Origin of the sequence: Pseudomonas sp. PS02303, assembly GCF_029959925.1 — a bacterium.
Classification (GTDB): domain Bacteria; phylum Pseudomonadota; class Gammaproteobacteria; order Pseudomonadales; family Pseudomonadaceae; genus Aquipseudomonas; species Aquipseudomonas mandelii.
Genome location: NZ_JASCOM010000144.1, coordinates 1 through 14977, shown reverse-complemented (window position 1 = coordinate 14977; position 14977 = coordinate 1). Strand labels below are relative to the sequence as shown.

At 59.0% G+C, this 14977-nt stretch carries 13 protein-coding genes; 5 read left to right on the top strand and 8 right to left on the bottom strand.

Features of this window, described 5'->3' with window-relative positions; genetic code table 11:
• Window positions 1-118 precede the first annotated feature (118 nt).
• Both ctaD and coxB read right to left on the bottom strand, forming a co-directional pair.
• Entirely contained in the window at window positions 119-1705 is a 1587-nt protein-coding gene (gene ctaD, locus QMX98_RS24015) for a cytochrome c oxidase subunit I (RefSeq protein ID WP_010465663.1), read from the bottom strand.
• Between the two features lie 82 nt (window positions 1706-1787).
• Entirely contained in the window at window positions 1788-2915 is a 1128-nt protein-coding gene (gene coxB / locus QMX98_RS24010) for a cytochrome c oxidase subunit II (protein WP_010465665.1), read from the bottom strand.
• 372 nt (window positions 2916-3287) lie between these two features.
• Between coxB and QMX98_RS24005 the strand changes: the two genes are divergently transcribed.
• A complete protein-coding gene (locus QMX98_RS24005) occupies window positions 3288-3938 on the top strand; it encodes a hypothetical protein (protein ID WP_077748823.1) in 651 nt (216 codons plus the stop codon).
• Window positions 3939-4039: 101 nt separating this feature from the next.
• On the opposite strand, the gene QMX98_RS24000 is transcribed toward QMX98_RS24005, so the two are convergent.
• The 3 genes from QMX98_RS24000 to QMX98_RS23990 all read right to left on the bottom strand — a co-directional run bounded on the left by QMX98_RS24000 (window position 4040) and on the right by QMX98_RS23990 (window position 7684).
• Window positions 4040-5566, bottom strand: coding sequence for a SulP family inorganic anion transporter (locus QMX98_RS24000; RefSeq protein WP_010465670.1), 1527 nt, complete (start codon window positions 5564-5566; stop codon window positions 4040-4042).
• Window positions 5567-5650: 84 nt separating this feature from the next.
• Complete coding sequence (locus QMX98_RS23995; RefSeq protein WP_010465672.1) at window positions 5651-6382, bottom strand: carbonic anhydrase; 732 nt, start codon at window positions 6380-6382, stop codon at window positions 5651-5653.
• A gap of 243 nt (window positions 6383-6625) precedes the next feature.
• On the bottom strand, window positions 6626-7684 hold the full coding sequence (locus QMX98_RS23990; RefSeq protein ID WP_221107897.1) for a PA0069 family radical SAM protein: 1059 nt from the start codon (window positions 7682-7684) through the stop codon (window positions 6626-6628).
• Between the two features lie 225 nt (window positions 7685-7909).
• Here QMX98_RS23990 and QMX98_RS23985 point away from each other — a divergent pair, with 225 nt between their 5' ends.
• Window positions 7910-8212, top strand: a complete 303-nt coding sequence (locus QMX98_RS23985; RefSeq protein ID WP_145306390.1) for a hypothetical protein — start codon at window positions 7910-7912, stop codon at window positions 8210-8212.
• Between the two features lie 234 nt (window positions 8213-8446).
• A complete protein-coding gene (locus QMX98_RS23980; protein WP_282411473.1) occupies window positions 8447-9094 on the top strand; it encodes a dual specificity protein phosphatase family protein in 648 nt (215 codons plus the stop codon).
• Window positions 9095-9097: 3 nt separating this feature from the next.
• Here the strand turns inward: QMX98_RS23980 and QMX98_RS23975 are convergent, their stop codons facing one another.
• The 3 genes from QMX98_RS23975 to prlC all read right to left on the bottom strand — a co-directional run bounded on the left by QMX98_RS23975 (window position 9098) and on the right by prlC (window position 13621).
• Window positions 9098-11146, bottom strand: a complete 2049-nt coding sequence (locus tag QMX98_RS23975; protein WP_282411472.1) for a M3 family metallopeptidase — start codon at window positions 11144-11146, stop codon at window positions 9098-9100.
• A 112-nt stretch (window positions 11147-11258) separates the two neighbouring features.
• A complete protein-coding gene (locus QMX98_RS23970) occupies window positions 11259-11546 on the bottom strand; it encodes a YheV family putative zinc ribbon protein (RefSeq protein ID WP_010465685.1) in 288 nt (95 codons plus the stop codon).
• A complete protein-coding gene (gene prlC, locus QMX98_RS23965; RefSeq protein WP_172962171.1) occupies window positions 11543-13621 on the bottom strand; it encodes an oligopeptidase A in 2079 nt (692 codons plus the stop codon). The genes QMX98_RS23970 and prlC overlap by 4 nt, the downstream gene beginning before the upstream one ends.
• A 62-nt stretch (window positions 13622-13683) precedes the next feature.
• Here prlC and QMX98_RS23960 point away from each other — a divergent pair, with 62 nt between their 5' ends.
• Window positions 13684-14229, top strand: coding sequence for a gamma carbonic anhydrase family protein (locus QMX98_RS23960; protein ID WP_010465689.1), 546 nt, complete (start codon window positions 13684-13686; stop codon window positions 14227-14229).
• A 26-nt stretch (window positions 14230-14255) separates the two neighbouring features.
• Window positions 14256-14906, top strand: a complete 651-nt coding sequence (locus QMX98_RS23955) for an HAD family hydrolase (protein WP_145306384.1) — start codon at window positions 14256-14258, stop codon at window positions 14904-14906.
• Window positions 14907-14977: the final 71 nt, after the last annotated feature.

Below are 14977 nucleotides of genomic sequence, written 5' to 3'. Positions count from 1 at the left end.
GAGGGAGCTTGCTCCCGCTGGGTCGCGAAGCGGCCCCAAAAGTTTTGCGTCTGCTTCGCAGCCGAACGGGAGCAAGCTCCCTCGCCACACAAGCCCGCTCCCACAGGAGTTCGTGTGTTCATTTCACTTCCGGCGGCGTAGTGAAGGTGTGATACGGCGCTGGTGACGGAATGCTCCACTCCAGGCCTTCCGCGCCATCCCACGGTTTGGCGGGTGCTGGCGGGCCGCCGCGGATGGTCTTGATTACGATGAACAGGAAGAAGATCTGCGTGGCGCCGAACATGAACGCACCAATCGACGACACCATGTTGAAGTCGGCGAATTGCAGGTTGTAGTCCGGAATCCGCCGCGGCATGCCCGCCAGGCCCACGAAGTGCATCGGGAAGAACGCCATGTTCATGCCGATGAACGAGAGCCAGAAATGCAGCTTGCCGAGGGTTTCGTCGTACATGTGGCCGGTCCATTTCGGCAACCAATAGTAGGCCGACGCGAAGATCCCGAAGATCGCCCCCGGCACCAATACATAGTGGAAATGCGCGACCACGAAGTAGGTGTCCTGGTACTGGAAGTCCGCCGGGGCAATGGCAAGCATCAGCCCGGAGAAGCCGCCGATGGAGAACAGGATCACGAACGCCACCGCGAACAGCATCGGTGTCTCGAAGGTCAGCGAGCCTTGCCACATGGTGCTGGCCCAGTTGAACACTTTCACCCCGGTTGGCACCGCGATCAGCAGTGTGGCGTACATGAAGAACAACTCGCCCACCAGCGGAATGCCGACCACGAACATGTGGTGCGCCCAGACGATGAACGACAGGAACGCGATGCTCGCCGTGGCGTAGACCATCGAAGTGTAGCCAAACAGCGGCTTGCGCGAGAAGGTCGGGATGATCGAGCTGACGGCACCGAAGGCCGGCAGGATCATGATGTACACCTCGGGGTGACCGAAGAACCAGAACACATGCTGGAACAACACCGGATCACCGCCACCGGCGGCACTGAAGAAGCTGGTGCCGAAGTGGATGTCCATCAACATCATCGTCACGCACCCGGCCAGCACCGGCATCACCGCGATCAGCAGGAAAGCGGTGATCAGCCACGTCCAGACGAACAGCGGCATCTTCATCAACGTCATGCCGGGGGCGCGCAGGTTGAGGATGGTGGCAATCACGTTGATCGCACCCATGATCGAACTGATCCCCATCAAGTGGATGGCGAAGATGAAGAACGTCACGCTTTCCGGTGCGTAGGTCGTCGACAGCGGGGCGTAGAACGTCCAGCCGAAGTTCGGTCCGCCACCGGGGGTGAACAGGGTCGACACCAGCAGGATGAACGCCGCCGGCAACAGCCAGAAGCTGAAGTTGTTCATCCGTGGCAGGGCCATGTCGGGTGCGCCGATCATCAACGGGATCATCCAGTTGGCGAGGCCGACGAACGCCGGCATCACCGCACCGAACACCATGACCAGACCATGCATGGTCGTCATCTGGTTGAAGAATTCCGGCTGAACGATTTGCAGTCCCGGCTGGAACAGCTCGGCGCGAATCACCATCGCGAACGAGCCACCCAACAGGAACATGGAAAACGCAAACCACAGGTACAGCGTGCCGATGTCCTTGTGGTTGGTGGTCAGCACCCAACGCATCAGGCCTTTGGCGGGACCGTGGGCGTGATCGGCATGACCATGGTCATCGATGACGGCGCTCATGGCGTGTCTCCTGCAAACAGATGGGCTGGGCAGGCCGGGGCGCGCTGCCCCGACCGGTTCCTTGGTTGCGCAATAGACCGGGTCATTTGCTTTCCGCCTGTTTCAGCTCCAGCACTTCTTTAGGAGTGACCATGTCGCCTTTGTTGTTGCCCCAGGCGTTACGTTCGTAGGTCACCACCGCCGCGATATCGACTTCCGAGAGCTGCTTGCCGAACGCCGCCATCGCGGTACCCGGCTTGCCGTGGTAGACAATGCTCAGGTGACCTTCCTTCGGTCCGGTGGCGATTTTCGAGCCTTTGAGCGCCGGGAACATCGGCGGCAAGCCCTGACCTTCGGCCTGGTGACAGGCGACGCAGGCGGTGTGATAGACCTTGTCGCCTCGCTCCTTGAGCTCGTCGAGGGTCCATTCCTTGCTGGTCAGTTCTTTAAGCTGCAGGGATTCGGCCTTGCGTTCGGCCAGCCATTTTTCGTAATCGGCCTTTTCCTTGACCTCGACCACGATCGGCATGAAGCCATGGTCCTTGCCGCACAGTTCGGCGCACTGGCCACGGTAGATGCCGGGTTTGTCGACGCGGGTCCAGGCTTCGTTGACGAACCCGGGAATCGCATCGCGCTTGACCGCAAAGGCCGGCACCCACCAGGAGTGGATAACGTCGGCGGACGTCACGAGGAAACGCACCTTGGCGCCAATCGGCAGCACTAAAGGCTTGTCGACCTCAAGCAAGTAATGCTCGCCCTTGGTTTCCTTGTTGTGGATCTGGTCGGCAGGGGTCGTCAGGTTGCTGAAGAATTCGACGTCCTGGCCCAGGTATTTGTAGTGCCACTTCCACTGATAGCCGGTGACCTGGATATCGATATCCGGCTCACTGGCGTCGTACATCTTGATCAGGGTTGCCGTCGCAGGAACCGCCATGGCCACCAGAATCAGGAAGGGCACGATGGTCCAGAGGATTTCGACGGTGGTGCTTTCATGAAATTTTGCGGCCACCTGCCCGGTAGAGCGGCGGTGGACCATCATCGACCAGAACATGGCGCCGAAGACGATGATGCCGATCACTACACAGATCCAGAAAATGGTCATGTGCAGGTCAAATACTGCGTGACTGATTTCAGTCGCTCCCGGCGCCATATTCACAGTCCAGGCGGCTTGCGCCTGGCTGAAAATCGACCACAACAGGAGGCCCATCCAGACGTGTGGATGTCGCATCATTGCGGGTTCCCCTTATCGTTCTTGTTATCCCGCCGGCTTTCACCTGCGGCAAGGGAGCGGCTTTTTCAGACTACGAAACTTGAATCGCCGAGCCTTGCTGCGTGTGCAGTCGGGCGTCATCAGCTAACTCCATTCCCACCCGAGTATAGACAGCGACTGCTACCTCGCAACGTGATGGCGTAAATGATCTGAAACAGCTGGGACTTGCGTTCAAGGTCACGAATGGAGAAGGATGCAGACGAGTGGTGGCAAATCGATATAACGGAGGCGTCTCAAGGATGAAACAATTATGACAAATGCGTCTTAGCATTTTTCATAAGCCAGCTAAGTTATGTCTTCCCTATTTCATTGCCTTTGTTTCCTGGAGTTTTCATGAACACCGCCGCATTGCGCGAGCAGATCCAAAAAGCCCAACAACACGAGGCCGAGACCGGCCTGCTGACTCGTCAGCTTGAAAATCAATTGCCACACCTTCACTCCGCCATCCAATTGCCGGATGTCGACGCCAACGGCGTGATGACGCGTTTTGTGGCCGCGTACATAGAGCAAGTGCCGGACCTGCTGGACGCAGCCAATGAAGTCGCCAGGGAAGCGGGTATCGAATCACAGATCAAGCCGGTGCTGACGATCGCCGAGCAGTTCTTCCTCCAGCCACCGGCAATCATGGCCGGTCATGTCGGCCTGGACAGCCTGCTGGATGAAGCCTATCTGGCGCATCGGTTGGTGGAAGAGGTCAATGACCTGTACATCAAGCATTTTGGCCAGCCACTGATCCCCTTGGACATGACGGTCGCCAACCTGATTGCTCACCAATTGATCGGCGAGGATTTTGCCAACCAACTGGATGAGGCGGTGCATCACGCTGTGGATGAGATGCTCAATGAAGACAGTTTCGCGCTGGAGTCCGTGGAGGCCTACCGCGAAAAACTCAACAGCCCGGACACCGGCGCCGCCTGGAAGCGCTGGCCGTGCCTGTCGCGCCAGCTGGGCGTAGGGCTGGAGCTGGATCAGCCGGCGGCTTGATTCTTTAGAGTCAGCACCGTCCCCTGTGGGAACGAGCCTGCTCGCGATTGCGATATGTCATACCGCCTTCGCGAGCAGGCTCGCTCCCACATTGGTTACTTCTACGCCGTAGAGCCCACTCCGGAGGTGGTTCGTAAACGCCCCTCCAACCGACGCTTCAACCCCCGCGCTTCAATAATCAGCTTCGACCCCTTGGCCGCATTGGCCCGACCCCATTCCTCAAGCAACTCCAGACACGAGTGATCGATGTAGCTCAGGTTATTGAGCGGCACATGCACCGTCGCGCCTGGGGGAATGGTCCCCAGCACCTGGGTCAGCGCCGGCACCTTGAGAAAGGTTGCGGCCCCCGTCAGTCGTAACTCCATCTCACCGTCGGCCGGCAGGTCGATCAGGCTGATTTTCAACCGCGAGGCCTTCCAGGCCAGTTTGGCCAGGGTCAACCCGAAGCCGATCAGCACGCCGGTCAACAGGTCGGTGAAGATGATTGCCAGCGCCGTCGCCGCGTAGGTGAACATCGGCATCCGGCCATAACGGCCCAGACCGCGAAAGGCCTTGAGGTCGACCAGTTTGAAACCGGTGTACACCAGCACACCCGCCAGGCTTGCCACCGGAATGCTTTGCAGCACGCTGGACAGCAACAACACGAAAGCCAGCAACCACAGACCGTGGAAGATCGCCGACATTCGCGTGGTGGCGCCAGCCTGGACGTTGGCCGAGCTACGCACGATCACGCCGGTCATGGGCAGCGCGCCAAGCAGGCCGCAGAGCATGTTGCCGACGCCCTGTGCCGACAACTCCCGATCGAAATCGGAGCGCTGGCCGCTGTGCATGCGATCCACCGCCGCGGCGGAGAGCAGGGTCTCGGCGCTGGCGATAAACGCCACGGCAAATGCCGCGATCAATAACGTCGGGTCGGCCAGATTGAGCAAGTCGGCGGGCTTCAGCCAGTCGATGGCTTCTGCCAGGTTGGCCGGGACTTCCACGCGTTTGACCTGCAAGGCGAGCATCAGACTCGCGACTGTCGCCAGGCCTACGCCAAGCAGTGCGCCGGGAATGAAGCGAAGAGAGTGCGGACGGAATTTTTCCCACAGCCACATCACCGCAATCGTCGACAGCCCAAGCAACCCAGCCTGCCAGCCAAGGGAAGGCAAGGCCTGGATCACGGCCGCCGGAAAGGCTGCGAGGTTATCCAGCCCCGAAGGCTTGGGCACGGCGTCCAGCATCACATGCACTTGCGACAACACGATCAGCACGCCAATCCCGGCGAGCATGCCGTACACCACCGCTGGCGCCGTGACCCGAAACCAGCAGCCCAGCTTGAAGCGCCCGGCCATCAGTTGCAGAAAACCCGCCAACAGCAGGATGGGACCGAGCATGGCAACACCATGCTGGCGCACCAGTTCAAAGACCAGCACCGCCAGACCCGCCGCCGGGCCGCTGACTTGCAGAGGCGAACCTGCAAGCCAACCGACGACCAGTCCACCGATGATCCCGGTGATCAAACCCTTGGCCGGCGGCAGGCCCGAGGCGATGGCGATGCCCATGCACAAGGGCAGGGCGACCAGAAACACAACCACGGACGCCAGCAGCTCCCGTGGCAGAACAGCTTTGAGTTGAGCAGCACGCATGGTGACTCTCCCGAAGTTTTCTTCAGGCGTGGCAAAGCCAGGCTGCTTGATCAGCAACCTCGGCTAAACCACACCTGGGAGGATTTAGAAGCGCGCTTTGGGCGTCGCCACGGGGATCGGATGGCTGCCATCAAGCGGCAGGAAACACCCTTTGTCCGCGTCGTAAGCTCTGATTTCGCTGGTTTCGATGTTGTAGATCCAGCCATGGATAAACAGCTGACCGTTAGCCATGCGCGAGGCGACCGAAGGGTGCGTGCGCAAATGCTGAAGCTGGGCGATCACGTTTTCTTCGGTGAGGACATGCATGCTTTCGCTTTCGTCAGCGCAATGGCAGTTTTCCTGGACCATCGATTTCGCCACTTCGGCATGACGCAGCCAGGCTTTGACCGTGGGCATTTTTTCCAGGCTTTGCGGGTTGAGCACGGCGCGCATCGCGCCACAGTCGGAGTGCCCGCAAATGATGATGTGCTGTACGCCGAGGGCCAGGACCGCGTATTCGATGGCCGTGGAAACACCGCCGTTCATCTGCCCATAAGGCGGCACAACGTTGCCGACGTTACGGGTCACGAACAGGTCGCCGGGGGCGCTTTGGGTGATCAGTTCAGGAACGATGCGCGAATCGGCGCAGGCGATAAACATCGCTCGAGGGCTCTGAGCCGTGGCGAGTTTTTTGAAGAGTTCTTCCTGCTGGGGAAAAACTTCGTGATGAAAATGCAAAAAGCCGTCAACGATATGCTTCAGCGCTGCATCGGCGGTTTCCGCCTCGGGTTGGGCTGAAGCCGACGCAGCCAACGGCTGTTTATCCTTGTCACTCATGATTCATCCTCTTTGGCGGAGTCAGGGAATTTTCCCGTTTTGTCCGGTGTGAAGCCAGTGGCTGTTTAAAAAACATCCAGGCCGAAGATCTCGACCCGTCAGTCACTCGATGAACAAGGTATCTGTCGAAACTTAACTCAAACTGAATCAAGCGCTCTAGGACGTGTGTTCCAGGTCACAAAAAACGTGACCAGCCTAATGGCCAAGTGCTTTTCCTCCTACTCAACCATAGGCCAATTGTCCTCAAATCAACGACATCTGGCGACCTGGCGGACAGAAGGCGTCGCAGTCCAGGTTAAAACCTTCGCGATGATTGAGCCCCAACCGTTTGATCGATTTGGCAAAGCGTTGCGCCAACAGATCGGCAAACGGCCCCTCTCCGCGCATTCGGGCTCCGAACCGACTGTCGTAGAGCTCCCCGCCACGGCTCTGGCGGATCAGGCTCAACACATGAGCGGCACGCTGCGGATAGTGGGCGGCCAGCCATTCTTCGAACAGCGGCGCCACTTCCAGCGGCAGCCGCAACATCATATAGGCGGCGCTCTGGGCACCGGCAGCATGGGCTTCGGTGAGCAGGCTTTCGAGTTCGCTGTCGTTGATCATCGGAATCATCGGCGAACACAGCACGCCCACCGGTATCCCGGCTTCGCGCATGACTCGGATGGCGCGTAGCCGGGCCTTGGGCGCAGCCGCGCGCGGTTCGAGGATGCGTTTGAGTTCATCGTCGAGGGTGGTGAGGCTGATCATCACCGCCACCAGCCGTTGCTCGGCGAGTTCGGCCAGCAGGTCCAGGTCCCGAAGAATCAGCGAGCCCTTTGTAATGATGGTCACCGGATGCCGGTACCGCAGTAGCACTTCAAGGGTCTTACGGGTGATTTTGTGTTCGCGCTCGATCGGCTGGTAGGGATCGGTGTTGGAGCCCAGATTGATCGGCGCGCATTGATAGCCGCGCTTGGACAGCTGTTCTTCCAGCACATCGGCGGCGTTGGTCTTGGCGATCAGTTTGGTTTCGAAATCGAGCCCGGGTGACATGTCCCAATAGGCATGGCTGGGGCGCGCGTAGCAGTAGATGCAACCGTGCTCGCAGCCACGATAGGGATTGATCGAGCGATCAAAAGGCAGGTCCGGGGAAGTGTTGCGGGTGATGATGGTTTTCGCCGTTTCGATGCGCACTTCCGTGCCCTGGGTGATCGGCGCTTCCTGATACCAGCCGTCATCCTCGGCCACCGAGCGATTCGGCGCGAAGCGGTTGTGCGGATTGGTTGCGGTGCCGCGACCGCGAGGTGGCAGAGGAGTAGCCATCGACATGATCCTTGAGCTGTATATTCATACAGTAAAGGACCGCGACCGAATAGGCCAGTGCCGTTCGGCGCCTGAACATTTTTCAAGTACTGACTAGTTGTCTCTTATTAGTGAGTTTCTTGTAATTATGAGAAACAGATAGAAAGTGGCTTAGTTAAAAGCAGTCGGTATTATTGCGCTTCGCACGAAGTTGTCGTGTTATCACTATTAAAAGGATTTGGTTTGATGTCGAATTACAATCAGCGTGGTGTTTTTCTTCAACTGCTGACCCCGTCCACTTCTAGTCCGAAAGAAGTTCGGGTGTCCATGCAGTTTGCTTTGAAAGAAGAAGGTTACGACCCGGAAAACCGTAGCGCCACATACTCCCTGCTGGATTCGACCTCCCGCGAGGCTGTGTCGAATGATGGCGGCGTGACCTTCACCATGGGAAACACACCTGATGTGGACGGTGATGGTGATTTCGACGCGCAGGACAAGGCTGTTCTGATTGCGCTGGCGAAAGCGTATTCGAAAATCATCAATCCTTGATTACTATCGATTACCTGCAACTTATAAGTTGAGGTGTGGGTGTACGTTAACCAGGGTTGAATAAAGCGATACGGAAATCTGTATCGCTTTTTTGTTGCTCGTTACTTACCCTGACTAAGCCAGGTGCGAACGGTTCAATTCACGATTCTTTGACAGCTGACTCACAGGACTTTGACTGCCCAGTGTCGAAACTATGTGGCATCTAACCACCTTTCCCCACACGGTCGTCCGAGCATGTCACGATTGCGCCTTTTACCTGCGACATTCCTGTTGTCGCTGGCCACCCTTTTTAATCTGACACTGGCCTGCGCAGATGAAACCGCCCCACCCCGCCCGGCGGAATGGGCTCAATCGGTCGAGGTGCAATACAACCTCTACCAAATGACCCCGACGCTTTACCGCAGCGCCTTGCCCGACAGCGGTGCCGTACCGTTGTTGAAGAAACTCAACGTCGCGACCGTCATCAATTTTTTGCCCGAGTCGGATTCAATCTGGTTGTCCACGCCGGGCATTGCCCAGGTGCAGTTGCCCTACCGCACCAATCACGTGGATGACGCGGACGTACTCAAGGCCCTTCGTGCCATCCAGACCGCCGAATCCCACGGCCCGGTGCTCATGCATTGCAAACACGGTTCGGACCGCACCGGCCTGATGGCGGCGATGTATCGGGTGGTGGTGCAAGGCTGGAGCAAGGAAGACGCCCTGAACGAGATGACCCAAGGCGGCTTTGGTGACAGCACCCATTTCAAGGACGGTGTGCGTTACATGATGCAGGCCGATGCCGACGAGCTTCGGACCGCGCTCGCCAACGGCGATTGCAGCACCAGTCCGTTTGCGGCCTGTTCCATGAAGAGTTGGTTCCAGTCCGCCCACGTCGAATAAGCATCAGTTCAGCGGGCAGCGGTTGCTGGACGGCGTTGCGAAAAAGCTGTCGGCGATCGGTTGTCCGAGGAATTCTTCCAGGGCGACCAATAGTGATCGCGAATCCCCCGGCGAAAAAAAGGCTTCGCGAAAGGCCTTGCCGGTTTGCGGGTTGAATACCCACTCGCGTTGAAACCGTTTGAACACCTCGGTCGCCAGTACACCCGACCATTTGTAGGCGTAAACCGACGCTGCGTACCCGGTCACCAGGTAATCGAAGCTGTTGGCGAACCGACAGTAAGTCGGCAGTTGCAGGTGAGGGATCTCGCGCTGCACGTCGTCGAAGATCTGTTCAACGCTTCGGCCATCGCCTTGGCTGCGGTGCAATTCGAAGTCAAACAACGCGGACATTAACAGCTCTGCGGTTTGCCGGCTGGTCTGGGTCTGGATGGCTGCCAATGCGGCGTCGACTCGCGCTTCGGCCAGGCGCTCGCCGGTCTGGTGGTGAGCGGCCAGCCACAGCAGAAACTCCCCTGACAGGCACCAAAGCTCGAACAATTGCCCGGTGAACTCTGCCGAATCGCGTCCCAGCTGGGTGATACCGGACAGGCGATGGTGAGGCGAGCGGGTCAGAACGTGCTGCAGGCAATGGCCGAACTCATGGAACAAAACCCGCAGGTCCTTATGAGCGAGAAGGCAAGGATGCTCGGCAATCCCGGGCGTGAAGTTGCCATGAAGCACGGCGATCGGCAGCGTCAATCGACCTTCGGCGTTCACCCGTCGATTACGTGGCGTGGCGGTCCAGGCAAAGTCCGGCGCTTCGTCCCGATGAAAAGGGTCGAGGTAAATGTACCCGACGACCTGGCCATGCTCGCTGATTTCAAACAGACGCACGTTGTCATGCCAGCGACTGCACTCTTTCTGTTCGACGATCCGGATGCCAAACATGCGCTCGCTGAACAGGCAGAGCCGCTGCAAAGTCCCGTCCAGTGGAAAGTACGTTCGCAGGTTTTTCAGCGCCCCGCCGAGACGTTGCTGGCGCAATTGTTCGGCGAGAAACTCGTGGTCCCAAGGGGCAACTTCAGTCATGCCGCGCTCAAGCGCAATCGTCTTGAGTTCTTGTGCGTCCTTCTCGAGTTCCGGTGTTGCCTGCACGATTTGCCGCCGCAGGAAACCGGTGACTTGCTCGGTGGACTCGGCCATTTCCGTTACGAGGCTGAGTTGCGCAAAGTTCTCATACCCCAGCAACCTGGCTTTCTGATGACGCATGGACAACAGCAGCTCCAGCACCGGACCATTATCGAATTGCCGGTCGTGGGGGCCTTGATCGGAAGCCCGGGTGGAGTAAGCGACAAAGTATTCTTCGCGCAGGGATCGGTCTTCGGCATAGGCCATGACACGAGTGTAGGTGTCCTGGTCCAGACGCATCAGCCAGCCGTCGTGCCCTGCCTGTTGCGCGTTGACTGCCAGACGCTCCAGTGTCGCCGCAGACAAACCGCGCAACTGCGAGATGTCATCGATGCGCTTGCTCCAGGCTGCGCTGGCGCCTTCCAGGTTGGTCAGGAACAGGCTTTGCAGCACCCCGATGTCACGATTCAGCCGGGCCAGCGTCTGCTGTTGTTCGATGGGCAAGTCGATGCCGGACAAGCGAAACCGGCGCAGAATTTTGTTCAAAACCGCTTTGCGCGGTTCATCGTAATTCGCCGCAGCGGGACTTTGCGCCAGCCGCTGATAAGCCCGGAACAGTGCATGATTACCCATCTTTTCAGATTTGTACTGCGCAGCGGCATCGCGGCAAGTCCCGCTGGCTGCGTCCCAGGCCTTACCCTCATGTTTCACCATTGAAAGGGTTTCGATGACGCCCATGGCCTCATCCAGGCGCGCATCGGTTTCATCAACGGCCAATACCAGATCATCCCAGTTCGGGGTCGTGGATTGGCTCGCGATAATCCCGGCAATGGCCTTGCGGTTGTCGGCAACAAGGGTGTCGATGGCATGCACCAGGTGCTCGGCGCGAATGTCCGGCCAGGGCGGCAGGTCCCAGTGTTGTAGCAGCGGATTGTTATCAGGCATGGCGTCTTCCTTGAGTATGGCTGAAGGATTCAGCCTAAGGAAGAAGCGCGGGGGAAGGGTGGTAAATAGATACCACCTTCCACCCGGTCAAAGGGTGGAAGGTGATGTTGACTCAATGGTGCTCGTCAGGCTTCTTCTTCAGCTTCGGGTTCGGGAAGAACTGCACCGCCTGAACCTTGGCGTCCGGCACCTTGAGCGCCGAAGTGTTGACCCGCGTGCCCAATTCCTTGGGCACCGACAGACCTTGTTCATTGAGCGTATCCGAATAACCGCAGGCCACGCATTCGCGATGCGGGACCTCGTCTTCGTTCCACATCATCAATTTGTCCGGCTCGCTACAGGCCGGGCAGACCGCCCCGGCGATAAAGCGTTTCTTCGTGATCACAGGCCCCTCGCTCATGCTGCCGCGTCCTCACTCAGGCCGCTATGGCGCAAGAGTGCGTCAATCGATGGCGCACGGCCACGGAAGTCGACGAACAGCACCATGGGTTCCTGCGAACCGCCACGCGCCAGAATCGCTTCGCGGAACGCACGACCTGTTTCGGCATTGAGCACGCCGTCTTCTTCGAACTTCGAGAAGGCGTCGGCCGACAGCACTTCAGCCCACTTGTAGCTGTAGTAACCCGCTGCGTAACCGCCGGCGAAGATGTGGGCGAAGCTGTTCGGGAAGCGGTTGTAGGCCGGTGGACGCATGACCGAGACCTCGTCACGCACACCTTCGAGTACTTGCAGCACGCTGCGACCGTCGCCGTGGGTTGCGTGCAGTTCGAAGTCGAACAGCGAGAACTCGAGTTGGCGCACCATCATCAGGCCGGACTGGAAGTTCTTCGCCGCGAGCATTTTCTCCAGAAGATCCTGAGGCAGCGGCTCGCCGGTTTCGTAGTGACCGGAGATCAGCGCCAGGCCTTCCGGCTCCCAGCACCAGTTTTCCATGAACTGACTTGGCAGCTCCACCGCATCCCAGGCCACGCCGTTGATGCCGGACACGCCGGCGTGTTCTACGCGGGTCAGCAGGTGATGCAGGCCGTGACCGAATTCGTGGAACAGGGTGGTCACTTCATCATGGGTCAGCAGGGCCGGTTTGCCGCTGTCGGCTGGGGTGAAGTTGCACACCAGATTGGCCACCGGGCTTTGCAGCACGCCGCTGATGGTGCGGCGACGATCACGGGCGCCGTCCATCCAGGCACCGCCGCGTTTGTTGGCGCGGGCATAGAGGTCGAAGAAGAAGCGGCCGACGTGCTGGCCGTTTTCCTTGATTTCGAACAGGCGAACATCCGGGTGCCAGGCGTCGAAGCCTTTCAGTTCGGCGATCTCGATGCCGTACAGGCGCTGGACGATAGCGAACAGGCCGCCCAGCACTTTGTCGATCGGGAAGTAGGCGCGCAGTGCTTCCTGGGCAACGCTGTAACGTTGTTCGCGAAGCTTTTCGCCGTAGAAACCGCTGTCCCAGCTTTGCAGGTCCGGGCAGCCTTGTTCGGCGGCGTAGGCCTTGAGCTGTTCCAGGTCCTGGGCGGCGAACGGTTTGCTGCGTTTGGCCAGATCGCGCAGGAAGCTGAGGACCTGATCGCTGGATTCAGCCATTTTGGTGGCCAGGCTCAGTTCCGAGAAGCTGGCGAAGCCGAGCAGCTTGGCCAGTTCCTGACGCAGGTCGAGGATTTCTTCCATGACCGGGCCGTTATCGTTCTGACCGGCGTTCGGGCCTTGGTCCGACGCACGGGTGCAATAGGCGGCGTAGACTTCTTCGCGCAAGGCACGGTCCTGGGCGTAGGTCATCACCGCGTAATAGCTCGGGAATTCCAGGGTGATGAGAAAGCCATCCAGATCTTTGGCCTGGGCTGCGGCGGCCATTTGCGCCTTGGCCGAATCGGTGAGGCCGGCGAGGGCGGCTTCATCGGTCACGTGCTTGGTCCAGGCTTGAGTCGCGTCGAGCAGCTGGTTGGAGAAGCGGCTGCCCAGCTCCGACAATTTGCTTTGCACTTCGGCGTAGCGCTTCTGCTCGGCGTCCGGCAGATCGATACCCGACAGACGGAAGTCTCGCAGGGCGTGTTCCAGGATGGTTTTCTGCGCCACGTCGAAACCGGCGGCTTCCGGGCTGTTGGCCAAGGCTTCGAAGGCCTCGAACAGCTCACGGTTCTGGCCCAGCTCGGTGGAGTAGGCGCTCAAGGCCGGCAGGCAGGACTCGTAGGCTTCGCGCAATTCGGCGCTGTTGCACACGGCATTGAGGTGGCTGACCGGGCTCCAGGCGGCGCCCAGACGATCATTGAGTTCGTCCATCGCCAGCACCAGGCCGGCCCAGGTCGGTTGTTTGCCCTGGCTGTTGAGGATCTCGATAATGGCGGCACGGTTGTCAGCCAGGATCTGTTCAATGGCCGGTTGTACGTGTTCGGCCCGGATCGCCGAGAAGGGCGGCAGGTCGTAGGACTGCAAAAGAGGGTTGTTCACGCTCACGGTTGGCACCTTGGCTGGAAGAAACATGGGGCCATCTTAATTACAATCGACGCTCACCGCAGCTATCAGCAAAAGAGAGAGAGCCTATCGTGACCCTTCGCAAGTATCAGAACCACACGCCGCTACTGGGTAAAGGCGCTTTTGTCGACGGCTCGGCGGTGGTGATCGGCGACGTTGAAATCGGCGAAGACAGCTCTGTCTGGCCGCTGACGGTGATCCGTGGCGACATGCACCGCATCCGTATCGGTGCGCGCACCAGCGTTCAGGATGGCTGCGTGCTGCACATCACGCATGCCGGGCCGTTCAATCCCGATGGCTTTCCCTGCTTGATCGGAGACGACGTGACCATTGCCCATAAGGTCATGCTGCATGGCTGCAGTGTCGGCAACCGGATTCTGATCGGCATGGGCAGCATCGTCATGGATGGTGCGGTGATCGAGGACGATGTGATTGTCGGCGCTGGTAGTCTGGTGCCGCCGGGCAAGCGTCTGGAAAGCGGCTTCCTGTATGTGGGCAGCCCGGTGAAACAAATCCGCCCGCTGACGGACAAGGAAAATGCCTTTTTCACCTACAGCGCGGCGAACTACGTGAAGCTCAAGAATTTGCATCTGGCTGAAGGCTACGACCAGCTCTGACCCTGCGCCCTTATTCAGGATTCAACATGCATTACCAAACCGTTTTGTTTGATCTCGATGGGACCCTGACCGACCCGCGCGAGGGCATCACCCGTTCGATCCAGTTCGCCCTGAGCAAACTGGGGATCGATGAACCCGACCTGACCAAGCTCGAACACTTCATCGGCCCGCCGTTGTTGCAGGCGTTCATGCAGTTCTACGACTTCGACGAGCCCAAGGCCTGGGAAGCGGTGAATTTCTACCGCGAACGTTTCAAGGTCACAGGCCTGTACGAGAACCGTGTGTTCGACGGCGTCACACCGCTGCTGGAAACCCTCGGCGGGCAAGGGCGACAGTTGTTCATCGCAACCTCAAAGCCGTGGGTGTTCGCCCGGGAAATCGCCCGGCACTTTGACTTCGCCAGGCACTTCAAGGTGATTTACGGTAGCGAACTGGACGGGACACGCACCAACAAAGTCGAGTTGATTGCCCACCTGATGGCCGAAGAAGGCCTGGACCCGGCCAACACTCTGATGATCGGCGACCGCAAACACGACCTGATCGGCGCGCGCAGCAATGGGCTGGATGCGGTGGCGGTCGGTTATGGGTTTGGCAGCCGGGAAGAATTGAGCGCAGAAGCACCGGCCTATCACTTTGAGACGCTGGAAGAGATGCATCAGGCGTTTTTGCGGCGTTGATCAGTAAGCCTTCGCGGGCAAGCCTCGCGCCTACAAAAGCAACATAGACCCCGTAGGAGCGAGGCTTGCCC